The sequence below is a fragment of the Acinetobacter sp. UBA5934 genome, from assembly GCF_002430855.1.
In the GTDB taxonomy this organism is placed as follows: Bacteria; Pseudomonadota; Gammaproteobacteria; order Pseudomonadales; family Moraxellaceae; genus Acinetobacter.
The window spans coordinates 1-18946 of record NZ_DJDC01000178.1; the positions used below are offsets into that span (position 1 = coordinate 1).

The following is an 18946-nucleotide window of genomic DNA, read 5'->3' on the forward strand; positions in this document are numbered from 1 at the left end:
GAGATCCACGGAAGCAAGTCATAAGGACTTACTTCCGCTATAAAAAATTAATTATGGTAGTGAGTTACGAGGTCAACTTCATTTTTTGAACCAATCACCACAGGTACACGTTGATGAAGGTCAGTAGGTTGAATCTCTAGAATACGTACGCGACCCGTGGTAGATGCACCACCTGCCTGTTCCATCAGCATGCTCATCGGGTTTGCTTCATACATTAAACGTAGACGACCGGCCTTTTTCGGATCTTTAGTGTCATATGGGTACATAAAGATACCGCTACGGCAAAGAATACGGTGAATATCACCCACCATACAAGCGACCCAACGCATGTTAAAGTCTTTTTCACGGGGACCTGTTTTCCCTGCAAGCAATTCATCGATATAACGTTTTACAGGTTCTTCCCAGTGGCGTTGGTTAGAAGCATTGATCGCATATTCTTTAGTATCTGCTGCAACCTGAATATTTTCAGAAGTCAGTAAAAATTCTTTAGATTCTGGGTCAAAGGTAAAGAATACAACACCCGCACCAACAGTCAGTGCCATCATGGTTGATGGACCATAAAGAACATAACCTGCAGCGGCCTGATTGGTGCCAGCTTGCATGAAGTCTTCAGCTTTGGTCACTGCATTTTTAGCAGGCAAAATAGAGAAAATTGTGCCGACACACATGTTGATGTCAATGTTGCTTGAACCATCAAGAGGATCAAACAGAACAAGGAATTCACCATTTTCTTGGGCAGGCGTGAAATCATCTAGTTCTTCTGACGCTAAACCGCCGACATGAGGATGAACTTTTAGCGCATCAATTAAATAATCATTGGAAATAACATCAAGTTTCTTTTGTTCTTCACCTTGAACGTTTTCGTGTTGTGCACTACCTAGCACACCAGCCAAAGCACCTTTTTGCAATAATTGATCGATGTCTTTACATGTATTACCAATTGTTTCAATAACTTGAGCGAGCTCAGGTGTTAGATTCCCGTTTTGTTGTTGTAAATATTGGGAAAGGGTGAGGTATGACATGACAGGAAAACTCCAATTAGAAAATGATAAAAAATTATCAAAAGAATATGGGCAACTATTTTAGATGAGAATGCAGTAAAAGAACAATTAAACTCGACTATTTGTCGCGATTTTACTCTTGTAAGTTTTGTGGAAAATGCTATGTTGAGGTTTATAGGTTATGGAAAACGTGATAGGAGCACAGTTATGACAACGCAAAAGTTTGATGCGACTCCAACGCCAAATGAAGCTATGAATTTAGAGGATATTTCTGTCGAAAAAGTGAAAGAAGCATGGAAAGGTTATGAGGCTAAACCTGAATACAAAGAATTCAACAAGCACGATCTGATTGAATCCATGCAACATCCAAAAGAAGAAACGAATGAATCTGAGAAGGTTTAAGGTTCTGAGTAAAATATAAAAAAGCGCTCAACTTGAGCGCTTTTTTATGAGAACCATTATTTGAGTAATGGTGGAACTGCTTCGTAGTTAATTTCTACACGGCGGTTTTCTTTCCATGCATTTTCATCATGACCTGCATTAATCGGCATTTCCTTACCATAACTTACCGCTTCCAATTGGGTTGCAGCAACGCCGTTGGTAATTAGGAAGCTTTCTACCGCTTTAGCACGACGCTCACCCAAAGCCATGTTGTATTCACGTGTGCCGCGCTCATCGGTATGACCTGTTAAAGCCACTTTTGAGTTGGCATTGGCTACAAGGAATTGAGCATGTGCCTGAAGAGTTTGATAGTCTTCATTCGACAGTTCACTGCTGTCATAGTCAAAGTGAACCACACGTTTAGCTAAAAATGCTTTATTCGCAGCAGTGACACCTTTAGAAGAAGCACCTGCCAGGTTTTGTGCATTTAAAGCTGCATCTTCACTTAAACCTTCAGTACTTACGGTGGTGGCTTCACTCGGGTTTTGTCCTGCCTGAATATCAGTGGCAGGTTTACGGCTGGCACAACCTGTCATCACCAAGGCAGTTGCCAAAATAGGAAGCGCGAATAATTGAACTGCTTTCATCTTTATCTCCATGATTATCATTACTTTAGATTAATAAAATTAATTTGAGAAATTGTTATTTAGGCGCCCAGGCCGGTTCACGAACCTCGCCCTGTTCACTTGGTAAATTCATGCGGAAACGACCATCTAGTGACATAATCGACAATAAACCACGATTTCCTTCACGGGTTGCATAAACCACCATTTGACCATTTGGCGAGAAACTTGGTGACTCATCCAGACTGGTTGGGGTAAGAATATTAGTAATACCGCTGTTGATGTCCTGAATGGCCACTTTATAGTTACTGCCACTTGGACGATGGACCAGAGCAATTTTCTTGCCATCTGCACTTAAGGTACCACGGGCATTAAATGCGCCACGGAAGGTTAAACGCTTACTTGTGCTATTGGCAAAACTATAGGTATAGATTTGTGGTGAACCGCCGCGGTCAGAGGTGAAAATAAAAGATTTACCGTCTGGAGCATAACGTGCTTCAGTATCGATGGCACTGTCATTGGTCATACGCTGGAGTTCACGTGTATCCAGATTCATTTGATAGATTTCAGGATTGCCATGCATCGAAGCTGTAAACAGCATGCTCTTGCCATCCGGTGAGAAGCTAGGAGCACCATTTAAACCGCGGAAGCTGGCCAGTTTTTCACGTTTTCCTGTAGCCAGATCCTGTACATAAATGGCTGGACGTTTGGTTTCAAATGAAACGTAAGCAATTTTTTTCGCGTCCGGTGTCCAGGCCGGTGACAAGATAGGATCACGGGACGTCAGAATGGTTTTTGGCTGTTCACCATCGGTATCGGCAATTTGTAGAGTATAACGCTGTTCTGGTGTTGCGGGGTTGCGCAGTACATAGGCAATACGACCGCTAAAATCGCCTGCAATTCCGGTCAATGCCTGATAAATGGCATCACTAATCATGTGACCAGCTTGGCGAATACGTGAAGTAGGTACAGTCAATAATTCATTTAATAGATATTGCTGTTTTTCTACATCATAAAGCTGATAATGAACTTCAAAACTGCCATTATCCGTGGCTTTTACTGTACCTGTTACGACATAAGGCACACCGGCAGCTTTCCATGCCTCGGCATTTGGAGTATTCATACTCGCTGTTGCAGGGAGGTTCTTTGAAGCGCTACTAAATTTACCTGAACGATTCAGGTCATTTTCGACGATTGGATAAATACTTTGATCATTATTAAAAGGAATAATGGCAATTTTTGGCGCTTCTTCAGGTGCCTTAGCAATTTCCAGATGCAATTGTGCATAGGATTGCGTGGCGAATACTGGGCTTAAAGCGGTCAAAATGGTCAGGCAAAGTAGATGTTTACGCGTCATTTCCATCATCTGCTACGTACTCTAAAAAATATAAATTATTGTGAATTTGCTTGTGTCACATAATGGCATGATTTTGAATGATTGGAAGCACATCATGATCACTAAACTGTTATAGGACTGTGAAAAATGAATAAAATTTTAGCTTTTTTATCGACTGTCCAGTTTAAATGTCAAAAAAAGCCACATCAATCAAAATTTGATGTGGCTTTTATTTATCTGGCCGTAAAGCTGGAAGTAAAGGTTCTCGCTTCACGACGCGCATCGGGATCTGAAGGCATTGGATAAGGTGCAGCTGCCCGAACGGCGGCTTCTACACTGGCTTTCATGTCGGGATCACTTGAGTTAACAATCACGGATTGAACCGAACCGCTATCACTTAAAGTCACACGGGCAGTTGCTTTTTGACCTGATGAACCACTCGGAATATCCCATGCACGTTTGATTTTATTTTCAAAATCACGTTTTGCAGTTGAGGCAATTTTCTTTGCTTCAGCCTTTTGGGTTGCCGCTTCTTCTGCCGCCTGTTTAGCAGATGATGCTCTGGCTTCTTCTACGGCACGCTCACGTGCTTCCGCATCTGCTTTTGCTTTATTGGCAGCGTCCGCTTTAGCTTTATTCGCTGCATCTGCCTTGGCTTTTGCATCAGCATCAGCTTTAGCTTTATTTGCAGCATCAGTTTTCGCCTTCGCAGCAGCGTCCGCTTTTGCTTTATTGGCCACATCGGCTTTTGCTTTATTCGCTGCATCTATTTTAGCTTTTGCAGCAGCATCCGCTTTGGCCTTGTTAGCCGCATCGGCTTTCGCTTTTGCAGTAGCGTCCGCTTTTGCCTTGTTAGTCGCATCGGCTTTCGCTTTTGCAGTAGCATCGGCTTTGGCCTTTGCGGCAGCTTCAGCGCGCTGTTTATCCGCTTCTGCCTTTCTTAACGCATCCGCTTTGACTTTTTCTACTTTCGCACGTTCAGCCTGATCTGCTTTACGTTTAGCATCTGCTTCCGCTTTTGCAGCAGCATCAGCCTTGGCTTGAGCCGCAGCTTTTGCATTGGCTTTTTCAGCTGCCTCAGCTTGGGCTTTTAATTTATTGGCTGCAGCAACTTTTGCATTTTCCGCAGCTTGTTGCTCAGCTTTTTGCATTGCTTCAGCAGCAGCTTTGGCTTGTTGAGCCGCTTTATTGGTATCAGGTTGTTTTGGTGCCGGTGTCGGAGGTGTAGGTTGAGTAACTGGAATAACCGGAGCAGGTTCCGCACTTGGCTTGGCTGTTTGCTGAACCTGTTCAGCGACTTTTTCATGCGTAGTTTCTGCTGAGTCCGTCTGCTTTAAAGGTTGCGGCGGCAGTAAATCTTCCGGTTTAACTAAAACCGTCGTGATCTTTTTGGGAGGCTCAGGTGGTTTACTCATACCTAAAAAAAGTAAACCAGTCATTGCCACCACATGGACACCGATAGTAAATCCAAGCGCAATCGTTTTTTCTTTAGATTGTGGCTTTGTGAGATCTTTCATAAATTATTTTAATGGCTCAGTCAGTAAACCTACTTGAGTTAATCCTGCATCCTGTAGGGCAGACATGAGTTTCATGACTTCACCATAAGGACGAGATTCACTGCCGTTAATCAGTACACTCATTTGTTTTTTCTGTTCTGAAGCTTCACGTTGCGATTCAGTCAGCACAGCTTTTAATTCATCGAGAGTCAACACGTCATTACTATGTGATTTATCTTCAAGTTTAATGGTGCCATCTGTTTCAAGCGTGACAATGGCAGGGCGGTCTTCAGCCTGCATGGGTGTGCCATTGGCTTGAGGCAAATCGACTTTTACTCCGGTCGTAATCATGGGTGCAGTGACCATAAAAATCACCAAAAGCACCAGCATGACGTCAATATAAGGGACGACATTCATGTCACTTTTTAACGGTTTTTTAATACGCTCGAAGCGTCCGGAACGTTGAATCGCCATCAGTCATTTTCCTGTGTAGAACCCACAGTTTGACGTTGTAATAGCGCCACCATTTCTTCAGCAAATAAAGCACGGTCTGAATAAACTGCTTCACCTTTTGCGGTGTAATGGTTAAAGGCCAACACGGCTGGAATGGCTGCAAACAGGCCAATTGCGGTTGCAATTAATGCTTCGGCAATACCCGGAGCAACGGTTGCCAGTGTAACCTGATCGACATCTGCCAGACCAATAAAGGCATTCATGATCCCCCAAACCGTACCGAACAGGCCGACATAGGGCGCAACTGAACCAATGCTCGCCAAGGCACCCAAACCTTGTTCCAGATTACCCTGGTCACGGCTTAAGCCAACGCGTAACAGACGTTCTGTGCCTTCAATACTTTGCTGGGCCGGCGCATTGCGTTTTTTAAGTTTTAAAAATTCACCCAGGCCTTGATAGAAGATATCTTCCAGACCGACACGTTTGGAATTGAGCTGGGCATTGTTATACAGGGTATTTAATTCGGCACCCGACCAGAAAATTTTTTGAAAATGTTGATCATCGGCCTGGGCTTTTTTATAACTCATATGTAACTTGGCAATCAGATACCAACTATATAGTGATGCCAGAAGCAGCAGCAGCATTACCAGTTGAACCACAGGACTTGCTTGTAAAATAAGATCTGATACGTGTAGCGAAGATTCTAGTTGTGTTGCCATAGTTACAATGTGCCAATAAATTTTTTTAGTCTTGTCCTAATTCTTTCAGAATTAGTGTACGGATTTCTTCAGGAAGTCGTGTTGGACGCATGCCGTCTACACTGATACATGCCAATTCGACTTCACCAGATGCAAGCATGATTTCACCACGATAAATATTTTGTTGCAATACAAAAGATGTCGCTTTACACGAAACTACACTCGCTGTAACAGTAATCAGGTCATCCATCAGGATAGGACGTGAATATTTCACGTTAATTTTATGCACGACAAAGTTGTAATCTTTTTGATGCCAATAATGACTAACGCCTGAAGCACGTAGCCATTCAGTACGGGTACGTTCCATAAAACGAATATGGTTTGCATGATAGACAATGCCGCCTGCATCAGTGTCTTCAATATATACACGAATGTTGAATTCGAATTTATTGGCCATGGTTATGTCTCATTTTTTAGTTCAGTTCTATGGAGTTAGCATTACTTTTAGCGTGATAAAAAACCTTCGGAAGATGACGATTTTTTCGCTAAGAGTCAAGCTGTGTAACGCGTTGCAGTTTAGCATCATGAGATTTGAGTCCAATGGCACAAGGTTTCAAATGAGATCTATTCTGTATTCAATCCACAAAAACTTCAGATATAAAAAAGTGAGCAAAGGATGCTCACTTTTTGAAAAAATGTACTTTATTTTTTTGCAGCTTGCATCTTTTTCCAGTCGGCCTGTACCTGTTCGGCGACTTTCGGATAATCCAGAATGAAGCGCACATGGCTTTCTACCCCGGTTTTTAAAGTCGCATTATCGACGATAAATAACGGGTTATGGTTAGGTGCAGCTTTCGTCATGTCTTGATCTGCAGGTGTTGCGCCCAAAAAGACAAACAAAGACGGCATCAGCTGACCATAATAGGCAAAATCTTCACTGGCGCTGGCATTGTTGTCCAGCACATGCAGTTTGTCTTCGCCATTCACCTGAGCAAGTGTCGGTTGCATCAACTTGGTTAAGGTTTTGTCATTGGTGGTCACAGGCGCGTATGGCGCAATTTCTATTTTGGCAGTCACATCATTGGCTGCGGCATTATGTTCGACCATTTTCGGTAAATTTTTTAAAATGCCCTGGCGAACATGTTCACTATTGGAACGAATAGTACCGACCATATTTACCTGATCGGGGATGACATTACCCGTGGTTCCACCGTGAATACTCCCGATACTCACCACGCCCATGCCTTGGGTCAAATCTGCATTACGACTGATTAAACTTTGCATGTTGTTGATCATTTGTGAAGATGCATAGATTGGGTCACGGCCGAGCCAAGGCATAGAGCCATGTACCTGTTTGCCATTCACTTGAATGCGCAAATGATCGGCACTGTTCAGAATCGCGCCATCTTTATATAAGATATTGCCGCTTGGCATACCTGCCATTACGTGCATGCCAAAAATGACTTCCGGTTTAGGATTATTTAACGCACCATCGGCAATCATTTTACGTGAACCGATTAAATGACCTTGGCTAAAGTTATCGATATCGGCACCGCCTTCTTCAGCCGGTTGGAAGACGAATACCACAGTCCCTACAATTTTATCTTTATTGGCTGCTAAGGTTTTGGCTGCGCCCAATAACATGGCGGTATGAGCATCATGTCCACAGCCGTGCATGACATGAGTTTCTGCACCTTGATAAATGGCTTTGGCCTTACTGGCATAAGGAAGTCCAGTTTTTTCTTCAATCGGCAGGGCATCCATATCCGCACGGAGTGCCATCACTGGACCCGGTTTTGCCCCTTTAAGTACACCAATCACACCTGTTTTGGCATAGCCTTTACGCACTTCAATGCCATAAGATTTTAACTCTTTTTGTACCAGCTCAGAAGTTTTGAATTCCATATTTCCAAGTTCAGGATGTTGATGAATATGTTCACGAAGCTTAATAGTATGTGCTTCAACATTTTTAACAGAATCATCAATCCAGTCAGCAAGGCTCAGTTGGCTGCAAAGGACAAAGGGAAGGCAAAGAGAGATCTGCTTGTACATGTTCATATCTTGAGAGAACCTTAAGAGTTTGAAATAGTTAAATTGATTCTCTAGAGTTGCATATTGTCGTAAATTTAACCAAAACCCTATTGGTATGTTAAATATACTTTTAAGGTATAGCGCATTTTAGTGATTGGAATATAAGGTTTTTATTTATATATTTACTTTGTAAATTTATGTATTTTAATTTGAAATTAGCTTCTATAAATTGTAGTTGTAACCGCTAATTTTCCGATCTTTAATCCAGAGATTTAATTCGATTCAATTTATTATTAAGTTATTACAGCATAACTAAACATTCGAGATTCAGATGAGTCGCTTTTTGAAATATATAATTATTTTCGCCTTGGGGTTTGCACTCTGGAATTATTGGCTGAAACCGGATAAAGGCATTTCAGATGCGGCTGATTATCAAACTGTAGAGGGAGTGCAGCAGTTCAATGGTTACAGCATGACAAATTTGCAGCCTTATACGGGAGAATTTCGGGTTTTATCACGGGAAGATTATAGTTTTGGGCGTGAATCGGAAATTAGCCCTGTCGATTTTGCTTTGGGATGGGGAAGTATGACCGATCCTGCTGTTTATAAGCAGTTGTCGATTAGTCAGAGCAACCGCTGGTATTATTGGCGTTATGAAAATGCTCCACCTATTCCCGTCAATGAAATTTCAACGCATAGTGCAAATACGCATTTAATTCCTGCCTCGAAACAGATTGCCAAGCAGCTGAAAGATATTGATCAAGATGATTTGATTTATTTAAAAGGTCAGTTAGTGGAAGTCAAAGCACAAGATGGATGGACATGGCGGAGTTCTTTAAGTCGGGAAGATACAGGGAATGGTGCGTGTGAGTTGATATTGGTGGAAGAGGTGAGGGTGATTTCTAAGTCTTAGGTTTTTATGATTTAACATTAATTATATTTAAATGTGCTTTAATTTTAGGGTGGGGAATTTGGCTAACCAACAAGAAAATTCAGATTTAGTGATTCAATTGCCATGGACTGTTTCTCAGCAGCCAAATGTACAAACGATTGTTTTACAACAACCTGCTAAAACACACATGGAGTTGAATGCTTCAACAGATAAAACAGCCATTTCCTCTTTTGCACTTTCAGTAGTGATTGCTCTGATTTTAGGTGCATTGGCGACATGGTTAGCATATTGGTTTGGTGTTAGAAGTTTTGTTTTAACCAAAAGATCTTTTGATGTCGTATTGGAACAAATAGTTTCAAGTAGGCAAGAAGCGGAACGTCTTCATAAAATAACAATGGAACAAATTTGTGCAAATATTGAGTCCAACAAAGAAACATCAAAAAACCAATTGGAAATAATGTTTAAAGATTTGCATCTAAAAAGGACTTTAAATATTTTTGAAAGTTTACGGAATGAATTTTCAACATTCTTTAGCTTATTAGGTGACGAAATTTTAAAAATATTTAATTTTAGTGATCGCTTTAATCAAAAGTTTAGAGGTGGTTTGCATATACGAAATGCAATAGCTCAATTTGAAAAGTATCCTGAAATTTACAATCAGTATATGGAACTGAAAAATAAAAGATTTAATCTTAGAAATACCATGGAGAGAATTAATATTTTGTTAGATCAAGATGATCCAAACCAAGTATATATTTCTGATAGACTAGTAAACATTTTCGAAGGGTATGATAAAATTTCAGATGCTGTGTTTGACGGTCAAGGACTTGAGCAAAATTTTATAGAAGTTTTCCAACAAGATACAAAAACATTAAAAATTGCTGTAAATAAATTGATGTCGTCGGAAATGCAAAAATTAAGCAGTAGTGCTCTTTAATTGATTTAATATAAGTACTAATAGTCCGTAGAAAATAAGGGAGATTAAATCTCCCTCAAAAGTTATTAATCACTTCTCTTTCGGCTCAGGCGGTGTCATCCCAAACTGTAAATACGCCATATTGGTCGCAATACGACCGCGTGCAGTACGCATGGTATAACCTTGCTGAATCAGATACGGCTCAATCACATCTTCCAATGTACCTGCATCTTCAGCCATTGCCGCAGCCAAAGCTTCTACACCGGCAGGACCACCATCAAAACGCTCAAGCAACATACTTAAATAACGACGGTCTAAAGTATCTAAACCATCTTTATCGACATTCAGCATATCCAGTGCACGTTGCGCCATTTCTTGAGTCACTTCACCCGTACCTTTGACTTGAGCATAGTCACGCACACGACGTAATAAACGGTTGGCAATACGCGGTGTACCACGGGCACGACGGGCAATTTCTTGGGCACCATCAACAGTCATGGGAACATCCATTAAACTGGCAGAACGTGACACAATATGAGTCAGGTCTGCAACTGAATAAAACTCTAAACGCTGCACAATACCAAAACGGTCACGCAGTGGAGAGGTGAGTAAGCCGGCACGCGTTGTTGCTGCCACCAAGGTAAATGGCGGTAAATCCAGTTTGATGGAACGTGCGCCCGGGCCTTCACCAATCATGATATCGAGTTGGTAATCTTCCATTGCCGGATACAGAATTTCTTCAATCACGGGGGAAAGACGGTGAATTTCATCAATAAATAGAACGTCACCTTCTTCCAGATTGGTCAGCATGGCTGCCAAATCACCGGCACGTTCCAGAACAGGACCAGAAGTGGATTTTAAATTCCCACCCATTTCCCGGGCAATAATATTGGCTAGTGTGGTTTTACCTAAACCCGGTGGGCCAAAAATCAGGGTATGGTCGAGTGCTTCGCCGCGGCCACGGGCTGCGCCAATAAAGATTTCCATTTGCTCACGTACCACCGGTTGACCAACATAGTCATCCAGTGAAGTGGGGCGAATGGCACGATCAAAATGATCTTCGGGTTTTTCAGAACCACTGATGAGACGGTCTTGCATATGTGTTTAATCTATCTCTTTACGGTCATTTGAGGTGGATTAATTCACAGCCTCAAGAATCTATTAGGTTTTATATGCCTTTGTGTAGGCAATTTTCACTTTTGACTGGGCAAAAGTGACAAAACCCATTTGTTAAACTGATGCTACATCCTTGTAGCACAGTTTAACGGCGACATCCATGTCGCCAAAGTGCTAGCAAATTTTGGCTGAAAATTTGCTAATAAGTAGAGAGCTTATTTATTCATCGACTTTAAGGCTGCACGGATAATGTCACTAGCTTCAGTAAAGTCCGCTTTAACGGCATTAATCAGTTTTTGTGCTTCGGCAGGTTTGTAGCCTAAAGACTGTAAGGCCGCTTCCGCTTCTGCCAGAGCAGAATTGCAGGTAAACTGAATTTGTGGCGCTGTTGAATTGGTCGGAACATTACCTGCAGACATGGCTTTAAAGCGGTCACGAAGTTCAATCATCAAACGTTCAGCAGTTTTTTTGCCTACACCCGGTACTTTAACCAAGGTATTCACATCTTCATGTTCAACGGTATGAATCAGCATTTCTACACTTAAAGTCGATAGAATACCCAGCGCCATTTTTGGACCCACGCCGTTGACTTTCAGCAGGGTACGGAAAATGGTTTTCTCTTGTGCATCTAAAAAACCATATAGCAATTGAGCATCTTCACGCACGGCCAAATGCGTCCACAGCGTTACTTTTTGTCCTTTTTGTAACTGGCAAAATGTAGAAAGCGGAGTATCCACTTCATAGCCCACACCATTTACATTTAACAGTACTGTCGGTGCTTCTAAAGCAAACACTTCACCAATGAGACATCCAATCATTTTAATTTGTCACTTCATCTATCGTTCGTTGCATAGTAGTGAGCATTTGTCATAAAGGCAAAATGCTCACGCTTAAATCTTTAAATTCTGCAGAAATTTTGGTTGGAATATCTGCAACATCTTTACATCAAACCAGCTTGATTGCCCTGTAACTCTTGCGACAGGTTATAGGCCTGATGGTCTGAAAATTTAGAGATAATGTCCAGCACCTGCATAATATTTTCATAATGATTATTTTGAAAATTCACACCGGCACGTTGCAGCATCGACATCAATCGCTGTTCTTTAAAGTTCAAGGTTTTATGCGGCGTGGTCAGCGGGATAAAGGCATCTAAAATGTTTTGTAGACTTTGATGGGCAATAATTTCCAGACCAGCCTTTTGCGGATGTTCAAAAATCTTGTCACGCGCCAAGTTCTTCGCTCGGTCAATACCATGTTCAATATCTTCAGAACAATATTGCAATAAGCTGCCTTTAAGTTGTCCCGACAAAATTTCATAGTGATGTTTGGCAAATGCCGTGGTCACTTCATCCACCAGTCTTTTCATCACCCGGCCACGCAGGGCGGCAATTTTTTGCTGCCAAGTGGTGGTTGGTATAGACAGTTCTTCCGGTCTGCCATAATCCGCAATCAGGTCGAGGAAAATCGGTTCCACTTCTTCATAAGAGAGCATATTTAAAATAATGCCATCTTCCAGATCAATCAGCGCATAGCAAATGTCATCGGCGGCTTCCAGTAAATAAGTCAGCGGATGACGGCAATACTGATAATCTCCCAACTGGATCAGTCCGAGCTGTTCAGCAATTTGCTTTAAAATCTCTTTTTCAGACTGGTAACAACCGAATTTTGCCCGTTGATTGGCCGGACGATCACCTTGTGAGGCAATGGTTTTAGACAGCCAAGGGTACTTTAAGTAAGCCCCTAAGGTTGCGTAAGTTAGGCGCATACCACCATCATTGGGATGATAGTCAATTTTGGTCAGTAAGCGTAAACCTTGGGCATTGCCCTCAAACTGGCGTACATCGGCCTGTTCTTCCGGAGTCAGTTTTTCCAGAAAATTGCCATGTGAAGCATCGTCAAACCATTCGCGAATCGCGTATTCACCAGCATGTCCAAAAGGTGGATTGCCAATATCATGTGCCAGACAGGCGGCCTGAATAATAGCACCAACATCGGCGGGGGAAATCCACATAGGAAGTTGGTCTTTAATTTTTTCAGCTGCCAGCATGCCCAGTGAGCGACCAATACACGACACTTCAAGCGAATGGGTTAAACGGGTGTGAATACCATCGTGTTGGGTCAGCGGATGAACCTGAGTTTTACGGTTAAGCTGGCGGAAACTTTGCGAAAAGATAATGCGGTCATAATCTTTGTGGAATGGGCTACGTGCCTGTTCTGAACTTTGTTTTTTGCTACCAATACGAACTGTCGAAAGCAGTTCTAACCAACGCATTTGTTCCATTTATCGTTATTCAGTGATGACCTGAATGCATCATGCCAAAAAAAAGTCCAAGCGACTAGGGCAGGGCGACATGATTTGTCTTTCTGATAAAATCAGCCCTACAGATGGATTTAATTCAGATTATGTCAGTGGGCCGACACTAAGACTTTTATTGAGATAAATAATAAGATTCAAATGTGATGCTACAAAGAATCTCAAATGGGGAGATTAAGAATAAACTCAAGTCATTACAATTATATTTAGAAACAAGATAGTGAACGCTCAAATTGCCACAAGATTCAAATTTTTTATATGAAAATTAAAGTATTCCTGAGTATTCTTTAATGAATACCTGCCACATTCATGAATTTCTATCTAGCTGATTTGGTCAATACACAGTAGAATATGCGCTCTCTCTAAGTCACATTGGCGGTATGGTCCAATAGACCTGCCCGTGGAGCCAAAATCAGCATGTTTATCGTGGCCGGTGCACCAGCACACTCTTCTTTTAAGAAAACTCAACTCTTAAACCGTCTCGCGTCAATGAGTTCTGTTCAATCAATTGAAAGTCAATGGATTTATCTGTTTGATCAAGCGCTCAACGAGCAGCAGCATCAATCTGCATTACAACTATTAAATGATGGTGCTTCTTTTGAAGTTCGCCAGGCAGCAAGTGATGAAATTCAGATTCTTGTAACGCCACGTTTAGGCACGATTTCGCCGTGGTCTTCTAAAGCGACTGATATTTTTGCCAACTGTAATACTCCGATACACCGCCTAGAACGCGGTGTTTTGTTTACTTTAAAGGGTATTTCTGAAGTATCGAATGAAGTTAAACAGGTTTTACATGACCGTATGACTGAAAGCGTGTTCAATCATATTGATGACGCTGCGGCTTTATTTGTTGAAACTGCACCAAAACCTTTAAATAGCATTGATATTTTAGGTCAAGGTAAAGCAGCACTGGTTAAAGCTAATTCTGAATTTGGTTTTGCCTTGTCTGATGAAGAAATTGATTATTTAACCGCAGCATTTAACAAGCTGGGTCGCAATCCGCACGACATCGAACTGATGATGTTTGCTCAAGCCAACTCTGAGCATTGCCGTCATAAAATCTTTGGTTCTGAATGGACTATTGATGGCGAAAAACAGCCATTATCATTGTTCCAGATGATCAAGAACACTTATAAAGAATCTCCAACAGACGTATTGTCGGCATATAAAGACAACGCTTCTGTGATCGTGGGCTTTGACACGCAGCGTTTCTATCCTAAAAAAGACAGTGAAACCGGTCACCACGTTTATAAATACAAGAGCCAGGCCGCTCACATCCTGATGAAAGTGGAAACCCACAACCATCCAACAGCAATTGCGCCATTTGCCGGTGCTGCGACCGGTTCAGGCGGTGAAATCCGTGATGAAGGCGCAACGGGTCGTGGTGGTAAACCGAAAGCAGGTTTAACCGGTTTCACTGTGTCTAACCTGAACATTCCAGGCTTTGAACAGCCTTGGGAAGAAAATTACGGCAAGCCATCACGTATGGCATCACCACTTCAAATCATGATTGAAGGGCCATTAGGTGGTGCTGCGTTTAACAACGAATTTGGTCGTCCTGCGTTAAACGGTTACTTCCGTACTTTCGAACAAAACGTCAATGGTGAAGTGAAAGGTTTCCATAAACCAATCATGATCGCCGGTGGTTACGGTAACATCCGTCCTGACCATGTTGAAAAAGATGCGATTCAACCGGGCGACCTGTTAATCGTTCTTGGTGGTCCTGCAATGCTGATCGGTCTTGGTGGTGGTGCAGCATCTTCTGTAGATAGCGGTAAATTGGGTGAAAACCTGGATTTCGCTTCTGTACAGCGTGAAAACCCGGAAATGGAACGCCGTTGCCAGGAAGTAATTGATGCCTGCTGGCGCATGGAAGATTTCAACCCGATCGTGTCTGTACATGACGTTGGTGCGGGCGGTATCTCAAATGCCATGCCTGAGCTTGTGAATGATCACGAGTTAGGTGCAGTGCTTGATCTTCGTAAGATTCCTTCATTAGAGCCAGGCATGTCGCCAATGGAAATCTGGTCGAACGAAGCACAAGAACGTTATGTATTGGCGATCCGTCCAAGTTCTTTAAGCCTGTTTGAATCTCTTTGTGCACGTGAGCGTTGTCCGTTTGCAGTGTTGGGTGAAGCAACTGAAGCACGTCACTTAACTGTTGAAGATCCATTGTTTGAAAATAAAGCGGTGGATATGCCAATGCAGGTGATGCTGGGTGGTACACCACGCATGAGCCGTACTTTTGAGACCATCGAACGTACAGGCGATGACTTCACCGCTGCAAATGTTGATTTAAAAGACGCAATCTTCCGCGTTCTTAAAAACCCGACAGTTGCGTCTAAATCATTCCTGATCACCATCGGTGACCGTTCAATTACCGGTATGGTGGCACGTGACCAGATGGTCGGTCCTTGGCAAGTTCCTGTAGCGGATGCTGCAGTGACAACTACAAGTTTAGTCGGCTTCACTGGTGAAGCAATGGCGATGGGTGAGCGTCCACCGGTTGCATTGTTAAATCCTGCCGCATCTGCACGTTTGGCTGTGGCTGAATCAATCTCGAACATCATGTCTGCAAAAATCGAGCAGATTAGCGACATTAAATTGTCTGCAAACTGGATGGCTGCTGCCGGTCAACCGGGTGAAGATCAGGCATTGTTCGAAGGCGTAAAAGCCATCGGTATGGAAATGTGTCCGGCTTTAGGCATCGCGATTCCAGTCGGTAAAGACTCATTGTCTATGCGTACCACTTGGAATGATGAAGGCGAAAATAAAGCCGTAACATCTCCAATGTCTGGCGTGATCACAGCATTTGCACCGGTGACTGATGTACGCAAAACTTTGACCCCTGAACTGAAAAATGAAGATTCAGTGCTGGTACGTATCGATCTTTCCAAAGGTCAGTTCCGTCTAGGCGGTTCGATCCTGGCGCAAGTCTATAAAGCGATTGGTTCTGTAACACCTGACGTTGATAGCTTCGATGACTTCAAAGCCTTCTTTGCTTTGGTTCAAGACTGGAATAACCGTGGCTTGATCAAGGCTTACCATGACATCGGTGATGGCGGTTTGTTAGCGACTGTTGCAGAAATGATGTTCGCTTCACGTTTGGGTGTAGCTCTTGAAGATCAATCGACTGAAGCTTTATTCGCCGAAGAAATTGGTGCTGTACTTCAAATCGCAACTAGCGATTGGGCAGAACTTCAAGCAGAAGCTGCAGCATCTAGCTTAAAAGATGCAATTTCTGTAGTAGGTACAGTAAACAATTCTGACCAATTGTCTATCAATGGTTTAGTGCTTGAACGTGCTGACCTGCAAGTGGCTTGGACTGAAGTATCACATCAAATTCAACGCTTGCGTGACAACGTTGAAACTGCGGATTCTGAATTTACTTTAATTACCGACAAGAACCACAAAGGTATTATTGCTCAGCCGACATTTGACCTAAATGAACCGGTTGAAGCGCCGTTTATTAATTCACGTCGTCCAAACATGGTGATTTTGCGTGAACAGGGCGTGAACGGTCATGTAGAAATGGCTGCGGCATTCGACAAAGTGGGCTTCAACACTGTCGATGTTCACATGAGCGACTTGCTTGCTGGCCGTATCAGCCTGGATGACTTTGAAGGTATTGTGGCTTGTGGCGGTTTCTCTTACGGTGACGTCATGGGTGCAGGCGGTGGCTGGGCGAAATCAGTCTTGTTCAATCCTAAACTGCGTGACCAGTTCGAGAAATTCTTCCATCGTCAAGAAACCTTCTCTTTGGGTATCTGTAACGGTTGTCAAATGTTGTCGCAATTGGCTCCGCTGATTCCGGGTGCGGATGCTTGGCCACGTTTCCACCGCAACACTTCTGAAGTGTTTGAAGCGCGTGCGGTTAACGTTCGTGTTGAAAAATCTCACTCGATTTTGTTAGATGGTATGGAAGGTTCGATTTTACCAATCGCAGTTGCGCATGGTGAAGGTCGTGTGGTTGCGACTGAAGACAAAATTGCAGCGTTAAATGCAGGCAACCAAGTCAGCCTACGTTATGTAGACAGCTTCGGTAATCCTACCCAACAATATCCATTGAACCCGAACGGTTCACCAGAAGCGATTACTGGGGTGACGTCGAAAGACGGTCGTGCAACGATTATGATGCCGCACCCTGAACGTAACTTCCGTGCAATCCAGCATTCCTGGAAGCCTGAGGAATGGACTGAAGATGGTGCATGGTTACGCATGTTCCGCAATGCACGTAAGTTCATTGGTTAATCTTCCCTAAGATGCTAAAAAAGCCACCTTCGGGTGGCTTTTTTATTTTGTACTTATTTTTAATTTGATTTTTATTTCTCCCGCTGGACTTGGTTTGGATTTTGCTTTTATATTGGAGTGAAAAATAATTTGTGTGTTTTATGCACAATGATGATGCAATATAAAAGAAAGATGGTTTACTCAATATAAGTTCAGGATTGAATCTCTAAGTGAGGTGACACAATGCCAAAAACTGTGACATATACTGAATAGCCACCGATTTTGTAGACACCTTTTAGTTAGATAAAATGGCTAATTAACGAGGTGCTTATGAGCAGTAAACGATACCCTGAAGAATTCAAAATTGAAGCAGTAAAACAAGTCACTGAGAAAGGTCATAGTGTGGCTGAAGTTGCTACACGTTTAGGAACCACTACACATAGTCTGTATGCTTGGATCAAACGTTATGATCCACAGCAGCCCAAGACAACAGAATCTAGTGATCCAACTACAGAATTAGCGAAATTAAAAAAAGAGCTGCAAAGGGTCACTGAAGAAAGGGACATATTAAAAAAGGCCGCGGTGTACTTCGCAAGCCAGTCCAAATGAGGTACGCCTTTATTCGGGACAACCAACATATATGGTCTGTTCGTCGTTTATGTTCAACGTTAGATGTTCATCACAGTGGTTATTACGCCTGGTTAAAGAAACCTACCAGTATAACTGCGAGGAAGCGGCAACAGCTTTCAGGATTAATTAAACAGTTCTGGTTGGAATCTGGCGGAGTCTACGGTTATCGCAAGATTCATTGTGATTTGAAAGACGTTGGCGAAAGTTGCGGTATCAATCGAGTACATCGACTCATGAAGGCGAATGGTCTCAAGTCACAGCGTGGCTATCGCAAACCTAGAGCTAATGTTAGTACTCCATCGATTGTGGCTCGAAATACTTTAGACAGACAGTTTAACCCCACCCAGCCCAACCAGTTGTGGGTGACTGACATCACTTATATTCGCACTCATGAAGGATGGCTGTATCTTGCAGTAGTAATCGACCTATTCTCACGGCTAGTCGTTGGCTGGTCTATGAAGTCGAGAATCACAACAGATCTGGTTTTAGATGCTCTACTGATGGCTTTGTGGCGAAGAAGCCCAAAGAACAAAGTCCTGATTCATTCTGATCAAGGTAGCCAATACACCAGTCATGAATGGCAGACATTTCTCAAGCATCACAACCTTGAAAGCAGTATGAGCCGGCGTGGAAACTGCCATGATAATGCTGTTGCTGAGAGCTTCTTTCAGCTGTTAAAGCGAGAGAGGATCAAGAAGAAAATCTATGTGACAAGAACTGAAGCAAGGTCGGATATCTTTGAATATATAGAGATGTTCTATAACTCAAAACGCAGACATGGTTCCAATGGTCAGCGTTCTCCATTAGATGGACTGCCACCACTCTCCTA

The 18946-nt window shown here is 42.7% G+C and carries 16 protein-coding genes; 5 read left to right on the top strand and 11 right to left on the bottom strand.

The features are described from left to right. Positions 1–47 precede the first annotated feature (47 nt). Positions 48–1022, bottom strand: coding sequence for a class 1 fructose-bisphosphatase (locus B2Y23_RS12940; RefSeq protein WP_291354735.1), 975 nt, complete (start codon positions 1020–1022; stop codon positions 48–50). A gap of 186 nt (positions 1023–1208) precedes the next feature. Between B2Y23_RS12940 and B2Y23_RS12945 the strand changes: the two genes are divergently transcribed. Further along, positions 1209–1403, top strand: a complete 195-nt coding sequence (locus tag B2Y23_RS12945; RefSeq protein ID WP_291354734.1) for an NF038105 family protein — start codon at positions 1209–1211, stop codon at positions 1401–1403. A gap of 56 nt (positions 1404–1459) precedes the next feature. Here the strand turns inward: B2Y23_RS12945 and pal are convergent, their stop codons facing one another. From pal to B2Y23_RS12980, 7 genes are all read right to left on the bottom strand, one after another. Further along, the gene (pal, locus tag B2Y23_RS12950) at positions 1460–2029 is read right to left on the bottom strand and encodes a peptidoglycan-associated lipoprotein Pal (RefSeq protein ID WP_291354733.1); all 570 of its coding nucleotides are present in this window, start codon (positions 2027–2029) and stop codon (positions 1460–1462) included. Positions 2030–2084: 55 nt separating this feature from the next. Further along, positions 2085–3368 (bottom strand): Tol-Pal system beta propeller repeat protein TolB, encoded by a 1284-nt coding sequence (tolB, locus tag B2Y23_RS12955; RefSeq protein ID WP_291371266.1) that lies wholly within the window; start codon positions 3366–3368, stop codon positions 2085–2087. A gap of 206 nt (positions 3369–3574) precedes the next feature. Further along, the gene (gene tolA / locus B2Y23_RS12960; RefSeq protein ID WP_291371247.1) at positions 3575–4858 is read right to left on the bottom strand and encodes a cell envelope integrity protein TolA; all 1284 of its coding nucleotides are present in this window, start codon (positions 4856–4858) and stop codon (positions 3575–3577) included. A gap of 3 nt (positions 4859–4861) precedes the next feature. Then, the gene (gene tolR / locus B2Y23_RS12965; protein ID WP_291354731.1) at positions 4862–5311 is read right to left on the bottom strand and encodes a protein TolR; all 450 of its coding nucleotides are present in this window, start codon (positions 5309–5311) and stop codon (positions 4862–4864) included. Then, complete coding sequence (gene tolQ, locus B2Y23_RS12970) at positions 5311–6009, bottom strand: protein TolQ (protein WP_291354730.1); 699 nt, start codon at positions 6007–6009, stop codon at positions 5311–5313. Before tolQ ends, tolR begins: the two co-directional genes overlap by 1 nt. 25 nt (positions 6010–6034) lie before the next feature. Continuing rightward, a complete protein-coding gene (gene ybgC / locus B2Y23_RS12975) occupies positions 6035–6445 on the bottom strand; it encodes a tol-pal system-associated acyl-CoA thioesterase (protein ID WP_291354729.1) in 411 nt (136 codons plus the stop codon). A gap of 245 nt (positions 6446–6690) precedes the next feature. Further along, the gene (locus B2Y23_RS12980; protein ID WP_291371249.1) at positions 6691–8040 is read right to left on the bottom strand and encodes an amidohydrolase; all 1350 of its coding nucleotides are present in this window, start codon (positions 8038–8040) and stop codon (positions 6691–6693) included. A 310-nt stretch (positions 8041–8350) separates the two neighbouring features. Here B2Y23_RS12980 and B2Y23_RS12985 point away from each other — a divergent pair, with 310 nt between their 5' ends. Next, positions 8351–8932, top strand: coding sequence for a hypothetical protein (locus tag B2Y23_RS12985; RefSeq protein WP_291371251.1), 582 nt, complete (start codon positions 8351–8353; stop codon positions 8930–8932). 58 nt (positions 8933–8990) lie between these two features. After that, positions 8991–9848, top strand: a complete 858-nt coding sequence (locus tag B2Y23_RS12990; RefSeq protein ID WP_291371253.1) for a hypothetical protein — start codon at positions 8991–8993, stop codon at positions 9846–9848. Between the two features lie 69 nt (positions 9849–9917). Here B2Y23_RS12990 and ruvB read toward each other — a convergent pair whose 3' ends face one another. The 3 genes from ruvB to B2Y23_RS13005 form a co-directional block, all read right to left on the bottom strand. Continuing rightward, on the bottom strand, positions 9918–10925 hold the full coding sequence (ruvB, locus tag B2Y23_RS12995; RefSeq protein WP_291371255.1) for a Holliday junction branch migration DNA helicase RuvB: 1008 nt from the start codon (positions 10923–10925) through the stop codon (positions 9918–9920). Between the two features lie 233 nt (positions 10926–11158). After that, positions 11159–11761, bottom strand: a complete 603-nt coding sequence (gene ruvA / locus B2Y23_RS13000; RefSeq protein WP_291371258.1) for a Holliday junction branch migration protein RuvA — start codon at positions 11759–11761, stop codon at positions 11159–11161. Between the two features lie 122 nt (positions 11762–11883). After that, on the bottom strand, positions 11884–13224 hold the full coding sequence (locus B2Y23_RS13005) for a deoxyguanosinetriphosphate triphosphohydrolase (RefSeq protein WP_291371260.1): 1341 nt from the start codon (positions 13222–13224) through the stop codon (positions 11884–11886). A gap of 450 nt (positions 13225–13674) precedes the next feature. Here B2Y23_RS13005 and purL point away from each other — a divergent pair, with 450 nt between their 5' ends. Beyond that, a complete protein-coding gene (gene purL / locus B2Y23_RS13010) occupies positions 13675–17508 on the top strand; it encodes a phosphoribosylformylglycinamidine synthase (protein ID WP_291371262.1) in 3834 nt (1277 codons plus the stop codon). Positions 17509–17817: 309 nt separating this feature from the next. Then, positions 17818–18946 (top strand): IS3 family transposase gene (locus B2Y23_RS13015; RefSeq protein WP_291371264.1). Its coding sequence is split into 2 segments (ribosomal slippage), with 1130 coding nucleotides annotated over them: positions 17818–18064 and positions 18064–18946; the frame shifts between segments, so codons are not numbered across the junction. This gene is flagged as partial in the annotation.

Bases quoted from the DNA above. Each gene is read 5' to 3' on its own strand.
- B2Y23_RS12940 (WP_291354735.1), bottom strand. From the start codon at position 1,022: ATGTCATACCTCACCCTTTCCCAATATTTACAACAACAAAACGGGAAT.
- B2Y23_RS12945 (WP_291354734.1), top strand. From the start codon at position 1,209: ATGACAACGCAAAAGTTTGATGCGACTCCAACGCCAAATGAAGCTATG.
- pal (WP_291354733.1), bottom strand. From the start codon at position 2,029: ATGAAAGCAGTTCAATTATTCGCGCTTCCTATTTTGGCAACTGCCTTG.
- tolB (WP_291371266.1), bottom strand. From the start codon at position 3,368: ATGGAAATGACGCGTAAACATCTACTTTGCCTGACCATTTTGACCGCT.
- tolA (WP_291371247.1), bottom strand. From the start codon at position 4,858: ATGAAAGATCTCACAAAGCCACAATCTAAAGAAAAAACGATTGCGCTT.
- tolR (WP_291354731.1), bottom strand. From the start codon at position 5,311: ATGGCGATTCAACGTTCCGGACGCTTCGAGCGTATTAAAAAACCGTTA.
- tolQ (WP_291354730.1), bottom strand. From the start codon at position 6,009: ATGGCAACACAACTAGAATCTTCGCTACACGTATCAGATCTTATTTTA.
- ybgC (WP_291354729.1), bottom strand. From the start codon at position 6,445: ATGGCCAATAAATTCGAATTCAACATTCGTGTATATATTGAAGACACT.
- B2Y23_RS12980 (WP_291371249.1), bottom strand. From the start codon at position 8,040: ATGTACAAGCAGATCTCTCTTTGCCTTCCCTTTGTCCTTTGCAGCCAA.
- B2Y23_RS12985 (WP_291371251.1), top strand. From the start codon at position 8,351: ATGAGTCGCTTTTTGAAATATATAATTATTTTCGCCTTGGGGTTTGCA.
- ruvB (WP_291371255.1), bottom strand. From the start codon at position 10,925: ATGCAAGACCGTCTCATCAGTGGTTCTGAAAAACCCGAAGATCATTTT.
- ruvA (WP_291371258.1), bottom strand. From the start codon at position 11,761: ATGATTGGATGTCTCATTGGTGAAGTGTTTGCTTTAGAAGCACCGACA.
- B2Y23_RS13005 (WP_291371260.1), bottom strand. From the start codon at position 13,224: ATGGAACAAATGCGTTGGTTAGAACTGCTTTCGACAGTTCGTATTGGT.
- purL (WP_291371262.1), top strand. From the start codon at position 13,675: ATGTTTATCGTGGCCGGTGCACCAGCACACTCTTCTTTTAAGAAAACT.